This window comes from Flavobacterium frigidarium DSM 17623 (assembly GCF_000425505.1).
Taxonomy (GTDB): Bacteria; Bacteroidota; Bacteroidia; order Flavobacteriales; family Flavobacteriaceae; genus Flavobacterium; species Flavobacterium frigidarium.
Genome location: NZ_AUDO01000007.1, coordinates 186,152 through 206,608, shown reverse-complemented (window position 1 = coordinate 206,608; position 20,457 = coordinate 186,152). Strand labels below are relative to the sequence as shown.

14 protein-coding genes are annotated in these 20,457 nt (G+C 35.0%); 11 read left to right on the top strand and 3 right to left on the bottom strand.

Features of this window, described 5'->3' with window-relative positions:
• Positions 1–165 precede the first annotated feature (165 nt).
• The gene (locus H603_RS0104700) at positions 166–741 is read left to right on the top strand and encodes a DJ-1/PfpI family protein (protein WP_026707491.1); all 576 of its coding nucleotides are present in this window, start codon (positions 166–168) and stop codon (positions 739–741) included.
• 114 nt (positions 742–855) lie between these two features.
• Here the strand turns inward: H603_RS0104700 and H603_RS0104695 are convergent, their stop codons facing one another.
• Entirely contained in the window at positions 856–1,713 is an 858-nt protein-coding gene (locus tag H603_RS0104695; protein ID WP_026707490.1) for an EamA family transporter, read from the bottom strand.
• 148 nt (positions 1,714–1,861) lie between these two features.
• Here H603_RS0104695 and H603_RS0104690 point away from each other — a divergent pair, with 148 nt between their 5' ends.
• Positions 1,862–2,329, top strand: a complete 468-nt coding sequence (locus tag H603_RS0104690; RefSeq protein ID WP_026707489.1) for an OsmC family protein — start codon at positions 1,862–1,864, stop codon at positions 2,327–2,329.
• Between the two features lie 103 nt (positions 2,330–2,432).
• On the opposite strand, the gene katG is transcribed toward H603_RS0104690, so the two are convergent.
• Complete coding sequence (katG, locus tag H603_RS0104685; protein ID WP_084157717.1) at positions 2,433–4,712, bottom strand: catalase/peroxidase HPI; 2,280 nt, start codon at positions 4,710–4,712, stop codon at positions 2,433–2,435.
• An 839-nt stretch (positions 4,713–5,551) separates the two neighbouring features.
• Positions 5,552–6,571: a LacI family DNA-binding transcriptional regulator gene (locus H603_RS0104680; protein WP_026707487.1), complete on the bottom strand. Its 1,020-nt coding sequence runs from the start codon at positions 6,569–6,571 to the stop codon at positions 5,552–5,554.
• A 343-nt stretch (positions 6,572–6,914) separates the two neighbouring features.
• Here H603_RS0104680 and H603_RS0104675 point away from each other — a divergent pair, with 343 nt between their 5' ends.
• The 9 genes from H603_RS0104675 to H603_RS0104635 all read left to right on the top strand — a co-directional run bounded on the left by H603_RS0104675 (position 6,915) and on the right by H603_RS0104635 (position 20,391).
• Positions 6,915–8,396: a xylulokinase gene (locus H603_RS0104675; RefSeq protein ID WP_026707486.1), complete on the top strand. Its 1,482-nt coding sequence runs from the start codon at positions 6,915–6,917 to the stop codon at positions 8,394–8,396.
• Between the two features lie 7 nt (positions 8,397–8,403).
• Positions 8,404–9,729, top strand: coding sequence for a xylose isomerase (gene xylA / locus H603_RS0104670; RefSeq protein ID WP_026707485.1), 1,326 nt, complete (start codon positions 8,404–8,406; stop codon positions 9,727–9,729).
• Between the two features lie 138 nt (positions 9,730–9,867).
• Entirely contained in the window at positions 9,868–11,298 is a 1,431-nt protein-coding gene (xylE, locus tag H603_RS0104665) for a D-xylose transporter XylE (RefSeq protein WP_026707484.1), read from the top strand.
• A 28-nt stretch (positions 11,299–11,326) separates the two neighbouring features.
• Positions 11,327–11,980: a fructose-6-phosphate aldolase gene (gene fsa, locus H603_RS0104660; protein WP_026707483.1), complete on the top strand. Its 654-nt coding sequence runs from the start codon at positions 11,327–11,329 to the stop codon at positions 11,978–11,980.
• 2 nt (positions 11,981–11,982) lie between these two features.
• On the top strand, positions 11,983–12,825 hold the full coding sequence (locus H603_RS0104655) for a transketolase (protein WP_035675422.1): 843 nt from the start codon (positions 11,983–11,985) through the stop codon (positions 12,823–12,825).
• A gap of 94 nt (positions 12,826–12,919) precedes the next feature.
• Positions 12,920–13,873 carry a transketolase family protein gene (locus H603_RS0104650; RefSeq protein WP_026707481.1) on the top strand — a complete coding sequence of 318 codons (954 nt, stop codon included), beginning with the start codon at positions 12,920–12,922 and terminating at the stop codon, positions 13,871–13,873.
• Positions 13,874–13,905: 32 nt separating this feature from the next.
• Positions 13,906–14,889 carry a Gfo/Idh/MocA family protein gene (locus H603_RS0104645; RefSeq protein WP_026707480.1) on the top strand — a complete coding sequence of 328 codons (984 nt, stop codon included), beginning with the start codon at positions 13,906–13,908 and terminating at the stop codon, positions 14,887–14,889.
• Between the two features lie 78 nt (positions 14,890–14,967).
• Positions 14,968–15,942 (top strand): aldose epimerase family protein, encoded by a 975-nt coding sequence (locus H603_RS0104640; protein WP_026707479.1) that lies wholly within the window; start codon positions 14,968–14,970, stop codon positions 15,940–15,942.
• 264 nt (positions 15,943–16,206) lie between these two features.
• Positions 16,207–20,391 (top strand): hybrid sensor histidine kinase/response regulator transcription factor, encoded by a 4,185-nt coding sequence (locus H603_RS0104635; protein WP_084157716.1) that lies wholly within the window; start codon positions 16,207–16,209, stop codon positions 20,389–20,391.
• Positions 20,392–20,457: the final 66 nt, after the last annotated feature.

Below are 20,457 nucleotides of genomic sequence, written 5' to 3'. Positions count from 1 at the left end.
ATCAATTTAATTACTTTAATTGTAGCCATAGCCACTATTTCAATACTAGTTTATTTTCTGATTCGGTTTATCGCAAATCGATTTTATCAATATTATTAAAATCTAATCCTCCCTAATGGGTGCTGTTTATAGAATTACTAACTACTGAAATTAACAAAAAACAAGATGAAAAAAATATTATTTTTAACTGGTGATTATACAGAAGATTACGAGACAATGGTGCCATTTCAAATGTTGGAAATGGTAGGTTATGAAGTGCATACTGTGTGCCCAGACAAAAAAGAAGGAGACTCAATTAAAACTGCTATTCATGATTTTGAGGGAGACCAAACCTACTCTGAAAAGCCTGGGCACAATTTTGTTTTAAACTATAGTTTTGACAAGATAAATGTTGAAGATTATGATGGACTGGTTATTGCAGGAGGAAGAGCACCCGAATATTTAAGATTAAACAAAAAGTTGCTTGAGCACGTTGAGTATTTTTTTACAGTGAATAAGCCGGTTGCCGCAATATGCCACGGAATACAAATATTAACTGCAGCAAATGTTGTCAAAGGTAGAAAACTAACAGCCTATCCTGCTGTAGGTCCTGAAGTGACACTAGCAGGAGGAGTTTTTCAGTCTATAGCTGCTGATGGAGTTTTTGTAGATGGAAATTTGGTCACTTCCCCAGCATGGCCAGCGCATCCTAGTTTTATAAGAGAATTTTTAAAAATTATGGGAGCAACAATCACACTATAATAGCTATTTTAAATATATGATACATTTTAATTTTCGAATAAATGTCTGATCGTAAAAAGACTTTAAGGCTCAAACGCAGGCGCCATCAGCTGAAAATTAAAATACTAAACTAGGTTAGAGTACCGTTTTCTGTTTAGCGGTCAATGTAGCACCTGCTGATGCAATTACCACAAAAATTACAGCAAGAATTTCATTGGTATTCAAAACCTCATGAAGGAAAAGAAGAGCACACAAGGAAGCAACAGCAGGTTCTAAACTCATTAAAATACTGAAAGTTTGCGACGATAGCTGACTCAGTGCTTTCATCTCTAAACTAAATGGTATGGCGCTAGATAGTAGCGCTAGAGCTATTCCCATATAGAGGTAATTTACTGTAATGAATTGAAATCCTTGACCTGCAAATCCAAAAGGCAATATTAAAATTGAAGCAAAAACCATTCCTACCGATACAGCATCGCCACCTTTCATAATCTTAGAAACTTTGCCACCTAGGACAATATATGCCGCCCAAAATGCACCAGCCGTCAAAGCAAAAATTACTCCTAGTAAATCTACTGTATCGCTCTTCCAAGGAGCGATTATCATGATTCCGGCTGCAGCCAATAAAACCCAGAGGTAATCTATGATTTTCTTGGATCCCAAAACCGCAACAACTAAAGGACCAATAAATTCTAATGTAACAGCCAAACCAATGGGGATCCTTTCTATAGCCAAATAAAAGATTAAATTCATTGCACCCAATGACAATCCATAGGGAATAACGAGTTTCCATTGTGGCGCACTAAATAATTTAATTTTTGGTCGGTATACGCAAAGTAATATAAAAGCAGAAATCCCTATGCGTAAAGAAGCCGTTGCTGTTGCTCCTAAAATAGGGAACAATGTTTTAGCGATTGCTGCACCAGATTGCACACTAATGATTGCTAGTAATACAGCAGGAATAGGAGGGATATTGACTATTTTGTTTTTCACTTTGCTCAATTGTGGTTGCGTGTAAAGCTACAATAAATTGATTGAGAAATTAAAAGTAAAATTTATTACAGTCATATTATTGAAATATACTTTACTATCTGTGTCTAATAGTACATAGCATATTTTTATTACTTTTGAACTAAAAAAAATGCAAAGCAAACACCTTTTTAAAGCGAACTTAAAATGGGAATCTCAAGGTCAAATGGTAAAAGCTACTCCTGCTAGATATTTCAAAAACCATTCGGTTTCTTTTGAAGGTAAAGAACAATTAGAGGTTTCTGCAGCCAAGGTATTTAAGGGTGATCCCAGCAAATACAATCCAGAAGATTTATTACTAGCAAGTATTGTTTCTTGCCACATGATGTCTTACTTGTATGTTTGTGCAAAAAATGATATTGAAGTGCTGTCTTATTCCGATGATGCTGAAGCCACTTTAGAAGTTTTAGAAAATGGCAGCGGAAGATTTATTGAAGTTCGCTTGTATCCAAAAGTTGTAGTTCGTGACGACTGCCATTTCGCGAAGGCGTTACAATTGCATAAAGCAGCGAATGAATTGTGCTTTATTGCTAACTCTTGCAATTTTCCAATCGTACATTTTCCAAATGTGACTATTTAAGTTAGCTAAACTTTTACAATTAAGTGTTCAAAAATAAAAATTGCGGTCCCAACATTGAGTCAGGACCGCAATTACATTTATAAAGAAAGAAATGTTTATGTGATTAGTTCAAATCAAAACGATCTGCATTCATCACTTTTACCCATGCAGCAACAAAATCATTTACAAATTTTTCTTTGTTATCATCTTGAGCATACATTTCAGAGTAAGCACGTAAAATCGAATTAGAACCAAAAACTAAATCCATTCTTGTAGCGGTCCATTTTACTGTGCCGGTTTTACGATCACATATTTCGTACAATCCTTTTCCAACTGGTTTCCATGAATTATCCATGTCAGTTAAGTTAATAAAGAAATCGTTTGTTAAAGCACCTTCGCTAGAAGTGAAAACACCATGTTTCGTTTGACCGTAGTTAGTACCTATCATTCTCATACCACCTACTAGCACAGTCATTTCTGGTGCAGTTAAGCCCATTAATTGTGTACGGTCTAGCATCATTTCCTCTGAACTTACGGTGTAATCTCTTTTACTATAATTACGGTAACCATCAGCTAATGGTTCTAAAGGATCAAACGATTCAGCATCAGTCATCTCGTCTGTAGCATCACCACGTCCTGGAGAGAATGGCACTGTAAGAGTTACACCTGCAGCTTTTGCAGATTTTTCGATACCTAAATTTCCTGCTAACACAATAGTGTCAGCGATACTAATCCCAAACTCTTTTGCGATAGGTTCTAAAACGCCCAAGACTTTTGCAAGTCTAGCTGGTTCGTTTCCTTCCCAATCTTTTTGTGGCGCTAGTCTAATGCGTGCTCCATTTGCACCACCACGTAGGTCAGATCCACGGAAAGTACGTGCACTATCCCAAGCAGTATTAACCATTTCGGCTACACTTAACCCAGCGGCATCAATTTTATTCTTTACAGCAGCAACGTCATAATCAGATGCACCTACTGGAATTGGGTCTTGCCAAATCAAATCTTCCTCAGGAACATCAGGGCCGTAATATCTCACTTTTGGTCCCATATCTCTATGTGTTAATTTGAACCAAGCGCGTGCAAATGTATCAGAGAAATACTCTTGATCATTCATGAATTTCAACGAGATTTCTTTATAGATTGGGTCAACTTTCATTGCCATATCTGCATCGGTCATCATTGGGTTGTGCTTGATGGTAAAATCTTCTACATCTGTAGGTTTGTCTTCCTCTTTGATTGAAATAGGCTCCCATTGCCAAGCTCCTGCTGGGCTTTTACGTGGTTCCCATTCGTGATTAAACAACATTTGAAAGAAACCATTATCCCATTTAGTAGGGTTTGTAGTCCAAGCGCCTTCAAGTCCGCTAGTTACAGTATAGCGACCTTTACCAGTATTGCTAGGATTTTTCCAACCCAATCCTTGTTCTTCAACATCAGCAGATTCAGGATCAGGACCTAAAAGACTTGCATCACCATTTCCATGTGTTTTTCCTACTGTATGACCACCAGCAGTTAATGCTACTGTTTCCTCGTCATTCATTGCCATACGAGCAAATGTTTCGCGTATGTGCGCAGCAGTTTTCAATGGATTTTGTTTTCCGTTTACTCCTTCTGGGTTTACATAAATAAGTCCCATTTGAACTGAAGCTAATGGATTTTCCATAGTTGATGGATCTTCTACATCTTCATAACGTTCGTCACTAGGAGCTAACCATTCAATTTCTGAACCCCAGTAAACATCTTTCTCTGGGCTCCAAACATCTTCTCTACCAAAAGCAAATCCGAATGTTTTTAATCCCATGCTTTCATATGCGATGGTTCCGGCAAAAACTAATAAATCTGCCCAGCTAACTTTGTTTCCGTATTTTTTCTTAATTGGCCACAACAATCTTCTTGCTTTATCTAAACTCACGTTATCTGGCCAAGAGTTTAATGGAGCAAAACGTTGATTTCCTGCTCCACCACCACCACGACCGTCAGAGATGCGGTACGATCCTGCAGAGTGCCAAGACAAACGAATCATCAATCCACCATAATGTCCCCAATCTGCAGGCCACCAGTCTTGACTATCAGTCATTAAATTATGCATGTCCTGTTTTAAAGCAGGAATATCTAATTTTTTAAGTTCTTCTTGATAGTTAAATTGTGCACCAAGAGGATTTGTTTTTGTGTCATGTTGGCTTAATATATCTAAGTTTAGTGCGTTTGGCCACCAACTAGTTACAGAAGCTTTTGTTGAAGTATTTCCACCATGCATTACGGGACATTTTCCTGTTGAACTCTCCTGACTTCCTTCGTGATTTCCTTCTACAATAGTTGCTCCTTCATTAAGTGGCGCTTGCTCGTGATTTACTGGGCATTTACCTTGTCCGTTTGATGGGTCTGCATTTTGATTGTTTTCCATGATAGATGTATTTATGTTTTTTAGTTGTATTTTCTGAAGCAAATCTAAAACTATTATGCTTTGATAAAGTCTAATTGCAATCGTACTATTTTATTAGAGTATAAGTGTTTTCTATGATTGCTTAATTAACTATTGATAAATCACATAGTGAATGTTGTGTAAGTTCTCTTTTTCTCTATATTAAAATTTCATATGCTTTTACTGAAAGTAATGGTCTTATGAAAGGCTACTAAAAGTAAATCGAATGAGTAAAATTAAGAGTGATTAATTAAAAATGCCAGCTACATAATCTTATTATCTTGCTTATAGAATAAAGTTAATGGTTATAATTTACAATTGGTTGATTATTAAATTAAATTAGTATTAATTCTATCAATTTTTATAATGAACAATGCTTTATCTTTATTTAGGGGGTTGTTAAATTTAGACGTCTTTCATTAGAGAACGTATGTTAAGCATTCTTCGTCAAAGTTTGATTTGAGATTCTTCAAAATGCGTAAAAGCGCGATTTAGTTTTATCGTATGATTAGCTATTAAAAGATGCTTTTTTTATTACAATAAAGTTATTAATACGGGATATTTAACCTGAAGAAATATTTGCAAAGTATATATAATTTCTTGTAAGTTAATCGTATTTATTAGCCCTGATGGCAACGGCATCCTCTTGAATTGCGATAGCAAATGCAAGAGATATAGTGAACAGCAGGACGACTGTTTCTTTTAAAAACCTAATATTGTGCTCCAACTAAAAACAAAGATTTTTGTATTATAGTAGATTATAGAAAGTATTTAAAAGTAAAAAATGTTGGTTTCTTGATGCAATAAAGAGTGCCATTAAATTAAATTGGCAAGGTGGTGCCTCTTTGAATCAAACTTGTCTTAATTATTTTGGTCGAAAATTCTGCTTCAGATTTATTTTCTAACCTATTCACCAACATGGTAGTTGCGGTTTCGCCAATGAATTTTCCGTGTTGGCTAATAGTTGTAATTGTAGGAGTTACGTGCTGTGTTAGTTTTCCATTGGTGAAACAAATCATCGCCATTTCTTCAGGAATTTTGTACTTCATTGCTTTTATAAGGTCTAATGATGTTATGGCCGAACTTTCTTCAAGACATAATAAACCATCGATCGTTTTATCGGCAAGGACGATTTTCATAGCTGTTTCTAAATCTTCGTTTTTCGAAAGACGCACAATAATTTTTTCATTAATAGGAAGATTATTGTCGGTCAATGCTTTCTTATAACCTTCGACTCTCAATTTCCCCACACTCAAATTATCAATAACCGAAACCACTGCAATTTTTTTGCAGCCTGTCTTAATGAGGTGATCTGTGGCGTGGCGGGCTCCTTCAAAATCATTAACAATTACTTTGTCGCACTCAATAGCATCAGTAACGCGGTCAAAAAGCACGATAGGGACACCTTGATTTACGGCATCTATTAAATGGGTAAAATTTTGATTAATCTGCGTTTCTTCGGCGATCGAAATGATAAAGCCGTCGATAGTACCGCTTTTTAATAATTCGACAGTATTGACTTCTTTTTCAAATGATTCATTCGAAATACAAGAAATTAAACTGTAGCCCAGCTCGGACGCTTTTTCTTCGATACCTACAAAGACTTCTGTAAAAAAGCTATTCATGATATTAGGAATAATAACGCCTAATGTTTTTGTTTTTTTATTCAAAAGGCTCAATGCTACTTTATTGGGTTTGTAGTGGTGCGCTTTTGCAAATTCTTGAATTTTTTGCTTTGTTTTTACACTGATGTCGTGGCTGTCATTTAGAGCTTTAGAAACGGTTGCAATGGATACATTAAATTCTGCTGCAATTTGTTTTAATGTAATTTTTGATATCATTTCGGTTTGTTGTGGATTTTAAAAGCTGTGCTAATTTAGGATAAATTATAATCATTTTCAATTTTAATAATATGTTTTTGTACACACTATTTTCGTTTTCGTTACTTCAAAAACAAAAAGTTACTTAAACCTTTACGTAAGCTTTTATGAAGGATTTCTGCAGTGCTAAATGTCTTGTATTTGTAATGAAATCAACTGTTTACAAATATTTTAGTGAAATTTGGAATTCCGTATAACACAAAGCTTATAATTGTTGATATACTATTTTTAAGCTTAAATAATAATGAATAATATATTTTTACTTGACTAAATAGTTCAATTAAATAATATAATAACAAATAATATGTATTACATAGGATTTGACATAGGAAGTTCGTCAGTAAAAGCAGCTATTGTTGAAATAGCCACCGGAAAAAGCATAGGTGTCGTCCAGGAACCGGAAACAGAAATGGAAATGCTAGCCTTAAAAAACGGTTGGGCAGAACAAAAGCCTGAAGAGTGGTGGATGCACTGCTGTAACGCGGTTGCCAAATTGAAAAAGAAATATGCTATTTCGAGAACTCAAATCAAAGGAATTGGGATTTCGTACCAAATGCATGGTCTTGTTTTGGTGGATAAAAACGGTGCGCCTTTACGTAAATCTATCATCTGGTGTGATAGTCGCGCAGTAGCCATTGGTAACGAAGCGTTTCAATCTATTGGGGAAGAAAAATGTGTTTCGCATTTACTAAATTCTCCAGCTAACTTCACTGCTTCAAAATTGAAGTGGGTTAAAGAGAATGAACCTGAGATTTACAGTCAAATCTATAAATTCATGTTGCCTGGTGATTATATCGCTTATAAACTTTCGAATGTAATCAATACAACTATTTCTGGATTGTCTGAAGGGATTATGTGGGATTTTAAGAACGATACCGTTGCTGATTTCCTATTGGACCATTATGGTATTGACGCAACCTTGGTTCCGGACATCGTAGACACTTTCGGTTTGCAATCTACAGTGGATGATAAAGGAGAATTAGAAATTGGACTAGCAGCAGGAACGCCTATTTTTTATAGAGCAGGTGATCAGCCTAATAATGCTTTATCATTAAATGTATTTAATCCAGGTGAAGTGGCGGCTACAGGCGGAACTTCTGGTGTTGTATATGCCGTTACCGATAATTTATCAGGGAAAGAAAGCACCCGTGTTAATAATTTTGCACACGTTAATTATACAAAAAGTAATCCTAGAATAGGAAAGTTGTTGAATATCAATGGCGCTGGAATTCAGTACAGATGGTTGTTAAACAACTTAGCAGTGAGTTCTTATGAGGAGATGAATAATTTGGCTTCAGAAGTTCCAGTAGGTTCAGATGGAGTTTGCATGTTACCTTTTGGAAACGGTGCCGAAAGAATGTTAAACAACAAGGACATAGGAACGCGGTTAGTGAATATTAACTTGAATAATCACAACAAAGCACATGTATGCAGAGCAGCCTTAGAAGGAATTGCGTTTTCATTTGTATACGGAATGGATATTTTAAAAGCAGATGGTAGCGAAGTAAATGTAATGAGAGCGGGGAATGATAATTTGTTCCGTTCTGAGATTTTCTCGAATACAGTAGCGACTTTAATTGGCCACGAAATAGAGATTTACAATACTACGGGAGCTATTGGCGCTGCAAGAGCTTCAGGACTTCACGAAGGTAACTTTGAGAAGTACGGCAAACTGATCATGGAAAATGACCACGTAATGACCTACATGCCATTTAAGGACAAAGCACCTTACCTGGCAGCATACCAACTTTGGAAAAATGAACTTGAATTAATAATTAATAAATAACATAAACATGGCAACTTTAGGAAATAAAGAATACTTCAAAGGAATTGGAGATATTAAGTTTGAAGGAAAAGAATCTGACAATCCGTTAGCATTCAAATATTACAATCCAGACCAAGTAGTAGCTGGAAAAACTATGCGTGATCATTTCAAATTTTCTATCGCATACTGGCATACATTCTGTGGACAAGGTTCTGACCCTTTTGGACCAGGAACACAAAATTTTCCTTGGGATCAACCTTCAGATGCGCTTGCTGCTGCAAAAGAAAAAGCAGATGCAGCTTTTGAATTTACTACAAAAATGGGATTTGGATACTACTGTTTCCATGATTACGATTTGATTCAAGAAGGAGCGACTTTTGGAGAATCAGAAAGCAGATTAGCTGCGATCACAGAGTATTTGAAAGAAAAACAAGCTGCTTCAGGAGTTAAATTGCTTTGGGGAACTGCAAATGCTTTTTCTAACCCTCGTTACATGAATGGTGCAGCAACTAATCCAGACTTTAACGTATTGGCTAGAGCTGGTGGACAAATAAAATTGGCTATGGATGCAACGATTGCTTTAGGTGGTGAAAACTACGTATTCTGGGGTGGTCGTGAAGGATATATGTCTTTGTTGAATACTGATATGGGTAGAGAATTGGACCACATGGGACAATTTTTAAGAACGGCACGTGACTACGGTCGTGCACAAGGTTTTAAAGGGAATTTCTTGATTGAACCAAAACCAATGGAGCCTACAAAGCATCAATATGATTTTGATACTGCAACTGCAATAGGATTTTTACGTGCTCAAGGATTAGAAAAAGACTTCAAAATCAATATAGAAGTAAATCACGCGACATTAGCGCAACATACTTTTCAACATGAAATTGATGTTGCTGCTCAAGCGGGAATGTTAGGAAGTTTAGATGCGAATCGTGGTGATTACCAAAACGGATGGGATACAGATCAATTTCCTAACAACATTCAAGAAACAACAGAGGCTATGTTAGTTTTCTTAAAAGCAGGTGGTCTTCAAGGTGGTGGAGTTAATTTTGATGCAAAAATCAGAAGAAACTCAACAGACATGGACGATGCTTTCCATGCACACATTGGAGGAGCAGATACGTTTGCAAGAGCATTATTAACTGCTGACAAAATTATCACATCATCGGCTTATGATAAATTAAGAGCAGATCGATACAGTTCATTCGATACTGGAAATGGAAAAGCTTTTGAAGATGGAAAATTATCTATGCAAGATTTATACAAAATTGCACATGAAAATGGAGAGCTTAATTTACAGAGCGGTAAGCAAGAATTGTTTGAAAACATAATCAACCAATATATTTAATCAACCTTTTTATTTTTTCGATTAGTAGTAATCAGTAGAGAGAAGTAGTTTGTTTACTACTTCTCGTTACTGTTTTATATCAAAATCGAAAAAGAAGTAAACCACTGTTTTAAATGAACCATTATACAAATTAAACTTATGTCAACATCATCTAATTCGGCCTATTTATGGAGACTTACCCTAGTTGCAACGCTAGGAGGACTTCTTTTTGGTTACGATACTGCGGTAATATCAGGGACTGTGAGTTCGCTTGAAAAATTCTTTGTCCAACCCTTCGGACTATCAGAAGCGGCATCAAATGCACGACTTGGATTTTTAGTTTCAAGTGCACTAATTGGATGTATTGTTGGAGGTATTTTTGGTGGTTTGATTAGCAAAAAATACGGTAGAAAAAAAGGATTGGTGCTAGCAGCCTGCTTATTTTTAGTATCTGCTATTGGATCTGCCATGCCCGAGATGTTTGTAAGACCTATAGGTGAGGGTGACCATACTTTTTACACTCTTTTTATCATCTATAGAATAATCGGAGGGATTGGCGTAGGACTGGCTTCTATGTTATCTCCTTTATACATTGCCGAAATTGCGCCTGCTAAAAGTAGGGGGAAATTGGTCTCAATGAATCAGTTTGCAATCATTTTCGGAATGTTAGTAGTATACTTTGTGAATTATTTTATAGCTAAAAATGGTGATGCTAATTGGCTAAACACAATCGGTTGGAGATGGATGTTTGCTTCAGAAATTATTCCAGCAACTTTATTCCTGTTGTTTTTATTCTCGGTACCAGATACGCCTAGATCATTAGTTCTGCAATCTAAAGAAGATAAAGCCTTAGATGTACTAATAAAAGTTAACGGAGCAGAAGTTGCACAACATATCCTTGCCGATATAAAAAATACAGTAACAACGCACTCAGGAAAATTATTTTCTTATGGTTTACCTGTAATAATTATAGGTGTTTTAATTTCGATTTTTCAACAATTTGTGGGTATCAATGTAGTATTGTATTATGCTCCAGAAATTTTTAAAAGTATGGGATCAGGAACAGATACTGCTTTATTGCAAACTATAATTGTAGGTGCGATCAACTTAATTTTTACAGTATTGGCTATTCAAACAGTCGATAGAATAGGTCGTAAACCTTTAATGATCATTGGTGCTTTAAGCATGTCAATTGCCATGTTTGCATTAGGAACCTCCTTTTTTACAAATTCATTGGGTATGTTCTCGCTAATATGCATGTTAGTATATGTAGCGGGATTTGCAATGAGTTGGGGACCGGTGGCATGGGTTTTATTAGCAGAAATTTTCCCAAATAATATCCGTGGTAAAGCATTGGCTGTAGCCGTAGCTGCGCAATGGGTTTCGAATTATTTAGTGTCATGGACTTTTCCTATCATGGATAAGAACAGCTATTTGATCCAACAGTTTAATCATGGATTCGCTTACTGGGTTTATGGATTTATGGGACTTTTAGCCATGCTTTTTGTGTGGAAATTTATACCAGAGACCAAAGGCAAAACTTTAGAGGAAATGAACCAATTATGGGATAAAAAAGACAACAATATTTAAACTAAAAACAAACTAAAATAAACTACAAATGAAATTTTTTATAGACACAGCAAATTTAAGTGAGATTGCCGAAGCACAAGCCTTAGGGGTTTTAGACGGAGTAACAACGAATCCATCATTAATGGCAAAAGAAGGCATTACTGGTGCAGAAAATATCTTGAAGCATTATGTAAAAATTTGCGAAATTGTTGATGGAGACGTTTCTGCTGAAGTTATCGCTACAGATTACGACGGAATGGTAAAACAAGGTGAAGAATTGGCTGCTTTACACCCCCAAATCGTGGTAAAATTACCAATGATTGCAGCAGGTGTAAAAGCGTGTAAATATTTTTCTGATAAAGGAATTAGAACGAATGTAACTCTTGTGTTTTCAGTGGGTCAAGCCTTACTAGCGGCCAAAGCAGGTGCTACTTATGTTTCACCATTCTTAGGAAGACTAGATGATATTTGTACAGATGGTATGGGTTTAATTGCCGAAATCAGACAAGTGTATGACAATTACGATTTTGGAACGCAAATTCTTTCTGCTTCTGTTCGTAACACCATGCATGTGATCAATTGTGCCAAAGTTGGTTCAGATGTGATGACAGGTCCTTTGTCTTCAATTACAGGATTGTTAAAGCATCCATTAACAGATAGCGGATTAGCACAATTTTTAGCCGATTACCAAAAAGGAAACTAATTATGGAAATTTCAAAATTGCAAGATAATGTATCTCAAACTAGGAGAGATATTTTAAAAATGGTACACAAAGTAAATTCAGGTCATCCTGGAGGGTCTTTGGGGTGTACAGAGTTCATGGTAGCTTTGTACAATGAAATAATGGAACTGAAAGAAGGTTTTGATATGAATGGTTTGAACGAAGATGTTTTCTTTTTATCGAATGGTCATATATCACCTGTTTTTTATAGTGTTTTAGCCAGAAAAGGCTATTTCCCGGTAGAAGAATTAAACACTTTTAGGTTGTTGAACTCAAGACTGCAAGGACATCCAACTACGCACGAAGGTTTAGAAGGAATTAGAATTGCATCTGGCTCTTTAGGTCAAGGAATGTCTGTTGCTATTGGTACTGCTTTGACTAAAAAGCTGAACAAGGATACTAATTTAGTATACAGTTTACATGGTGATGGTGAGTTGCAAGAAGGTCAAAACTGGGAAGCAATCATGTTTGCCTCTGCTAAAAAAATTGATAACTATATTGCTACCATTGACTTCAACGGGCAACAAATTGACGGATCGACTGACACTGTTTTAAATATGGGTAGCCTTAAGGCTAAGTTTGAAGCTTTTGATTGGGATGTTATCGAAATCAAAGAAGGAAATAATCTGGAAGCTGTTATTGCAGGGTTAAAAGAGGCTAAAGAAAGAACAGGAAAAGGGAAACCAGTTTGTGTATTGCTACATACTATTATGGGGCATGGAGTAGACTTCATGATGTACACGCACGCTTGGCATGGTAAGGCTCCAAACAATGACCAATTGGCTAATGCTTTGGGCCAAAATCCAGAAACTTTAGGGGATTATTAGAAAGTTTACAGTGATCAGTTTGTAGTAATCAGTTTTCAGATTGGAACTGAAAACCATTCTATTATTCAATTTTTAAATCTTTGAATTTACAATAATGAAAAAATATACATATACCGAATCAAAAGATACTCGTTCTGGTTTTGGAGCAGGTCTTGCCGAATTAGGAAGAACGAATCCTAATGTTGTGGCACTTTGCGCGGATCTTATTGGTTCGCTTAAAATGGAGAAATTTATCGAAGAAAACCCAGAACGTTTTGTTCAAGTAGGAATTGCCGAAGCAAACATGATGTGTATCGCTGCCGGAATGACTATTGGAGGAAAGATTCCGTTTACAGGAACTTTTGCTAACTTTTCTACAGGAAGGGTGTACGACCAAATTCGTCAATCCATTGCTTACTCTGATAAAAATGTGAAAATATGTGCTTCGCATGCCGGGTTAACATTGGGTGAAGATGGCGCAACACACCAAATATTAGAAGACATTGGTTTAATGAAAATGTTGCCAGGAATGACAGTAATCAATACCTGTGATTATAATCAAACAAAGGCGGCTACCATTGCAATTGCTGATTATGAAGGACCGGTTTATTTGCGTTTTGGACGCCCTGTACTTCCAGTATTTACCCCAGCCGATCAAAAATTTGAAATCGGTAAAGCAGTAATGATCAATGAAGGTACCGATGTTACTATTGTAGCTACAGGACATTTGGTTTGGGAAGCAATCCTTGCGGGTGAGGAGTTGGAAAAATTAGGTATCAATGCCGAAATTATCAACATTCACACGATTAAACCATTAGACGATGAAGCTATTTTAAAATCGGTTGCCAAAACGGGTTGCGTTGTGACTTGTGAAGAGCACAATTATCTAGGTGGTTTAGGTGAAAGTATTGCGGGATTATTATCATTGAATACACCTACACCGCAGGAGTATATTGCTACTAAAGATACCTTTGGCGAAAGCGGAACTCCAGCACAATTAATGGAGAAATACGGTTTGAATAGTGCAGCCATTATCAAAGCTGTTCAAAAAGTGATTAGCCGAAAATAAGAGGGTTACAAATCAACATTTAAAAAATCAACATGAGTGAAAATAAAATCAAATGGGGGATTATAGGATTAGGGAATATTGCGGAGCAATTTGCACGTGATTTGGCTTTGATTCCAGAGGCTCAATTATATGCTGTAGCTTCTCGATCGCTAGAAAAAGCGAATGAATTTGGTGCTACATTTAGTGCTACTAAAAGTTACGGAGATTACGATTCACTCATTAATGATGATCAAGTTGATATTATTTATATCGCGACGCCACATAATTCCCATGCTAGTTTGAGTGTACAAGCATTGAATGCCAAAAAGCATGTGCTTTGCGAAAAACCAATAGCGATTAATTATGCACAAGCTTCGCAAATGATTGCCGCTTCTAGAGAAAACAATCGTTTTTTTATGGAAGCTTTTTGGACACGATTTAATCCTTCTTTTACCGCTATCTTATCAAAAGTAAGGGCGGGCGTATTAGGGAAAATACAATACATAAATGCCGATTTTGGCTTTATAGTAAATAATGGTCAAAGCCGTCTTGAAGATGTGAATCTTGGCGGCGGATCATTACTAGATATGGGCGTATATCCTTTATTTTTATCCTATATGATTTTGGGGAAACCCGAGAATGTACAGGCTTCTTCATTATTTTACGAAGGTGGAGCAGATAAACAAACCACCATGCTTTTAAATTATCCAAGCGCTCAAGCGGTTTTACATAGTAGTTTTATTGCTAGAACCAATATGCATGCTACGATAAGCGGAGAAAAAGGACGCATTGTCATTGATCCCAATTGGCATGAATCCCAAAGTTATTCGTTGTTTCAAGATGACATAGAAACCAAGTATGATTTACCTACAAAAGGAAAAGGATTTACTTATGAAATTGAAGAATGTCATAAATGTATCGCCGCAAATAAAATAGAAAGCGAAATGTGGTCACACCAAAATAGTTTAGACCTTATAACTATTGTGGATAAAGTAAGAAAAGAAGCAGGTATTGTTTATCCTGTTGACACTATTTAGCTTCTCCCTAATTCACGCATATTTTTAAGACTGAAAATAATATTTCGAATAATAAAACTCACCACGAAAAAGCACTATATGAGCAAACTGACGGTATACACTTTAAAAAACAGCAACGGAATGGAACTTCAAGTTTCAAATTTTGGCGCAACAGTTATCAGTTTAAAAGTTCCCAATAAATCAGGAAGCTTTACAAATGTAATTGTAGGACTTGAAGAAGCTCAGGATTATATCCAACCACCTTATACTGATGTTACTCTGTTTTTAGGAAGTTCAATAGGTCGTTATGCAGGGCGAATATCAAAGGGAAAATTTAAAATTGATGGCAAAGTATATCCTTTAGAACATAATGATGGAGTGCACTTGCATGGAGGGGAAGGATTTGATAAAAAATATTGGAGCCTAAAATCGCAGACTGATTCTAAAGTTGTTTTAACGCATGTGAGTCCGCACTTAGAAAATGGATATCCTGGAGAATTAAAAGTAGAAGCTTTGTTTGAAATCACCGAAAACAATTGTTTAATAGTTAATTATTCGGCTACTACAGATCAATCTACACCAGTTAACTTAACTATTCACCCATATATTAATCTTAACGGTTCGGCTTCTGTTTTAGATCAAGAATTGTGGATTAATAGTGCACAACATTTAGAAGTTGATTCCCAATTAATTCCGACTGGTCAAATTTTAGAATCAGCTAACACCGCTTTCGATTACAGTAGCTCTTCAAAAGTTAGTAAACCTGAATTTGAAGGATTTGACGATACATTTGTGATGGGCGAGGGGAATTTAAAGGCCGCTTTATATTCATCGCAATCTGGAATTAAAATGAATGTTTATCACTCGCAACCAGCGATGGTAATTTATACTCCTAAGCAATTTCCAGAGCTAAAATTCAAAAACAAATTGGGAGAAGGAAGTTTTCCAGCTATTTGCTTTGAGCCTCAAAATTTTCCCGATGCGCCTAATAATAGTCATTTTCCAAATTCAATTTTGCAAGCAAATGAAACATATCATAACGAAATAAAATTTGAATTTTTAACAATAGTATAAATAAGGATTAGCGAGTAAAATTTCGGTTTGCAAATTTGTTACAGTTTTATTCAAACTATTTTATGTAATCTATTTTACCCAATTTAGGAGATACCACTTTTATTACTATCTGATTTTAAAGATTCAGTAAAATAATTCCTAAAATGTTAAAATTAACTTAAAATAAGATTGCGCTAATGTTGCTTTTTAATTTCAGTTATTTGATATTTACCATTTCAAGCGCATTGCCAAAATCGTTTGGACAAGTTCAAGAATAACTTTAAAATGTTTAAACCACCATCTATTTTGAAAATGATTAAAGGGTTCCTAGTTTTTAAAATACTTATTATGTTTATCATGATGAGTATTTTTTGTAATGTAGTACATTCTCAAAAATTATATGAAGGATATCAATTTATAAACATAAATGAAGGAATTTCTAAAAGAGCTGTGTCTTGCATCACCCAAGATCAATATGGCTACATGTGGATAGGAACTTATGGTGCCGGTTTATATAAATACAATGGTTTAAGCTACACAATATTTGAGAGTAATTGGCAACAAGAAGAATCCTTGATAAGTAATATGGTGTACAGTACTTTTATTGATAAGTACAATACTTTGTGGGTGGGAACTGATCAAGGAATTTGTTTTTATAATAGGGAACTTAACAAATTTGAAAAATTAGAATTACTGAGCACCAATTCTAAGAAAGATAAAATTGACATAGCAGTAAAGAGCATCATTCAAGACAATTATAATAATTTGATTATAGGTACTTATGGTAAAGGGATTTTTAAGGTTAATTTAAAAACAAAAATTGTATCCTTCATTAAATCTGATGTTAGTACGTATACGAATTATCAGGTTAATTGTTTTAAAAAAGCTAAAGACGGGACTATCTATTTGGGAACTAGTTTTGGTTTAAAATCATTGCAAGCAAATGGCAATTATATAAAAACGGTCAAGGATAATACAGGGAAGTCACTGGTAGATCAAAACATTGAATCTATTTTAATTGACAGTAAGCAAAATATTTGGTTAGGAACATTTTACAATGGTTTAATAAAAGTAACCCGTGAAAAAGCAGGTTTCTCTTCACAATCTTTTCCCATTACTAAAAAAAGAGTAATGGCGCTATTGCAAACAGCAAGCAACACAATTTTTTGTGCCACAGAAAATGATGGAATACTACTAGTTGATAACGAAGGAAAAATTTTAAAGCAATATATTAATAATAAAAATGACAATAATAGTTTAAAATCAAATTCTGTATGGAGTTTATTTGCTGATAAAGAAAAACGCATTTGGTTGGGATACTATAATCAAGGTGTAGATGTATTTGATAAGTTGTACAGTAAATTCAACGCTATTGAACCTAGCAAATATAATAATGAGAGTTCGTTACAAGCAAAGTCAGTTACGAGCATCGTAAAAAATAAGGAAGGTAAATTCTGGATTAGTTTAGAAGGTGGAGGTGTTGACTTATATGATCCTTCGACCAGTTTAAGCAAACACATAAATAGTAAAAACGCCTCTTTTTTAACGGGTTTAAAAAGTGATGATATCCAGACAGTTTTTATTGACAGTAAAGAGAATGTATGGTTGGGTAGTTGGAATGGTGGTATCTATTTTTTAAAAAAAGGTTCTAATAATTTTGTAAACTACAATACAAATAATACTGTAGGAATTACATCAAACAGGATGATGAGTTTTTCTGAGGACTCTAAAGGAATTATTTGGATTGGTACCTATTTACGCGGGCTTCACTACTATGTACCTTCAGAAAACAAGTTTTATCATTGTGGATCTACATCGTTTGCTTCTAATGAATTAGTAAATGGAGATGTTAGAAAAGTCATGGTTGATTCGAAAGATAGGGTTTGGGTTGGTTCGACTTTAGGACTCTTTCTAATCACACATGATAAAAATTTCAACTTTTCGATCATAGCATTGAAAAATCAGATGATGAAAGATAAAAAAATGCAGAAAAACCAATCTGTATTGTCTTTGTATGAGTCTAGAAATAAAACAATTTGGATAGGTACAGACGGCGCTGGATTATTTAGTTATAATCCTACTTCAGGTAAATTCGATCACTATTATGACTTCAAAGGTTTATTAGAAAAATCGATTGCTGCAATAGTTGAGGATAACACTGGAGCAATTTGGGTTAGTGGAAAAGCAGGAATAACAAAGCTAGATTTAAAGAAAAAAGAAGCTATAAATTTTACTAAGGATGACGGACTACTAGATAATGACTTCAATTATAATTCAGTGTTAAGAGATTCGAATGGTGACTTGTATTTTGGGAGTTATGAGGGAATAAATTTTTTCAATCCCAGTAAAATTTTAAAAAGTAAGAAGCAGCCTCTTTTATACTTTAGTGATTTCAAATTATTCAATAAATCCGTAAGTCCTGGTGATGTTGATTCTCCTTTGACTAAGGTAATTTCTGAGACGGGCAGCCTAATTTTGACTTATGATCAATCCGTTTTTACGGTGGAATATGTAGGGTTAAATTATGCACATCCTGGAAAAAACGAATACGCATACTACTTAGAAGGTTTCGAAAAGGAATGGAACTACGTGGGAGGGAAAAGAGCAGCAACGTACACAAATTTAGCTGCTGGAAAATATGTTTTGAATGTAAAAGCTGCTAAAAGAGGTGGTGTGTGGAGTGCTAAACCGCTACAATTACATATCGAAATATTACCTCCATTCTGGCGTACTAATCTAGCTTACTTCTTGTATGCTCTAGCAATAGTATTAGTTTCGATTTATCTAAAGAAATTTTTACAAAGACGTTTTCATGAAAAGCAAGCAATCCAATTTGAAAGAGATAAAGCCACACAAATAGAAAAATTGAATGCTAAAAAATTACAGTTCTTTACCAATATTTCTCACGAATTTAGAACGCCACTTACACTAATAATCAATCCACTTGAAGATATTATAAAAAGCGGAAAATTTGATTTACCAGCTGAAGTACTTAATAAATTACATGTTATTCATAAAAGTTCAGATCGATTATCACGATTAATCAATGAGTTAATGGATTTTAATAAACTACAATTCAATAAGATGGCCCTACATGTTCAGCCATTAGAAGTGGTTAATTTCACTAAAAATATTGTCAGTTATTTTGAAGAAGAAGCCATCAGTCGCTCCATCGATTTACAGTTTGAATCTACTGTCGAATCGCTGCAAGATTGGTTAGACCCCAAAATGCTAGAGAAAATAATTTTTAATATTATTTCGAATGCATTCAAAGTAACTGCAGATCATGGAAAAATTAAGGTAAAAATCAATGCGACACAGAAAATGATTTTTCTGCCTCTGGCAAATGAAAATAATAAAATAGAAACTTTCGAAATCATTATCGAAGACACTGGTTCAGGTTTAAGCAAGAAAGACATTAAGCGAATATTTGATCGTTTTTATCAAGTAAATAATTTGAATAAAACTTATTACGGTAGCACCGGGATTGGGCTAGAGGTAGTGCGTGGTTTTGTCGAATTGCACAAAGGAAAAATTGAAGTCGACAGCACTTTGGGTGTCGGTACGACATTTACAGTTATCTTTCCATTGGGACATGAATTTTTTAGTGAAGCTGAAATTTTAGACGAGGAACATCAAGTTACGGTAGGAGAATCTATTAGAAAAATCACAGCAACTCAATCTCCAGTAATAGCTGAGGAGCCTAAAAATGATATTGTTCATACCATACTTATTGTTGAGGATAATGCAGAGTTAAGAAATTACTTAAAGGATGAGCTTAAAAAAAGTTATAAAATTATAGTAGCTGAAAATGGTTCGAAAGGATATGAATTAGCCCAGCAAAAACTACCTGACTTAATTTTAACCGATGTCATCATGCCTATAATGAATGGATTAGAATTATGTAAGAAGATAAAAGCTGATTTAAAGACAAGTCATATTCCGTTGTTAATGCTTTCTGCAAAGGCATTGGTTCAGGATAAATTAGAAGGAATTGACTCAGGTGCTGATATGTATATGAGTAAGCCATTTGATATGGATATTCTTAAATCCAGTTTGGGACAGTTGATCAACAGTAGACAAATTATGTTTGATAAGTTTTACAAAGGCATCACAAAAAATGCAAAAGAAAAAACGACCACGCTAGACAATGAATTTATTCAAAAAACACTGAATTTTATACACGAGAATATTAACGAAAGTGATTTGAGCGTGGAAATTTTAGCTTCGAAGGTATTTTTAAGTCGTAGTCAACTTTATCGTAAAATTAAAACTTTGACAGGAGTTTCTGTAAATGAATTTATTCGAAATGTTCGACTAGAAAAAGCAAAAGAATTGATTCAGTTAGGAGACAATAATATAAATGAAATAAGTTATAAGGTGGGATTTGCGTCGCCTTCCTACTTTACTAAATGTTATAAAGCAAAATTTGGTCACTTGCCAACGCAGCTAAATAAAGATGAAAGTTAAATAAAAAACAGTTTTATGTATAGAAAGAGCTCCAATTGGGGCTCTTTTTTTATGAAAATATAAAGC

Excerpts from the sequence above, each read along its gene's own strand:
- H603_RS0104700 (WP_026707491.1), top strand. The coding sequence starts at position 166 with ATGAAAAAAATATTATTTTTAACTGGTGATTATACAGAAGATTACGAG.
- H603_RS0104690 (WP_026707489.1), top strand. The coding sequence starts at position 1,862 with ATGCAAAGCAAACACCTTTTTAAAGCGAACTTAAAATGGGAATCTCAA.
- katG (WP_084157717.1), bottom strand. The coding sequence starts at position 4,712 with ATGGAAAACAATCAAAATGCAGACCCATCAAACGGACAAGGTAAATGC.
- H603_RS0104680 (WP_026707487.1), bottom strand. The coding sequence starts at position 6,571 with ATGATATCAAAAATTACATTAAAACAAATTGCAGCAGAATTTAATGTA.
- H603_RS0104675 (WP_026707486.1), top strand. The coding sequence starts at position 6,915 with ATGTATTACATAGGATTTGACATAGGAAGTTCGTCAGTAAAAGCAGCT.
- xylA (WP_026707485.1), top strand. The coding sequence starts at position 8,404 with ATGGCAACTTTAGGAAATAAAGAATACTTCAAAGGAATTGGAGATATT.
- xylE (WP_026707484.1), top strand. The coding sequence starts at position 9,868 with ATGTCAACATCATCTAATTCGGCCTATTTATGGAGACTTACCCTAGTT.
- fsa (WP_026707483.1), top strand. The coding sequence starts at position 11,327 with ATGAAATTTTTTATAGACACAGCAAATTTAAGTGAGATTGCCGAAGCA.
- H603_RS0104655 (WP_035675422.1), top strand. The coding sequence starts at position 11,983 with ATGGAAATTTCAAAATTGCAAGATAATGTATCTCAAACTAGGAGAGAT.
- H603_RS0104650 (WP_026707481.1), top strand. The coding sequence starts at position 12,920 with ATGAAAAAATATACATATACCGAATCAAAAGATACTCGTTCTGGTTTT.
- H603_RS0104645 (WP_026707480.1), top strand. The coding sequence starts at position 13,906 with ATGAGTGAAAATAAAATCAAATGGGGGATTATAGGATTAGGGAATATT.
- H603_RS0104640 (WP_026707479.1), top strand. The coding sequence starts at position 14,968 with ATGAGCAAACTGACGGTATACACTTTAAAAAACAGCAACGGAATGGAA.
- H603_RS0104635 (WP_084157716.1), top strand. The coding sequence starts at position 16,207 with ATGTTTAAACCACCATCTATTTTGAAAATGATTAAAGGGTTCCTAGTT.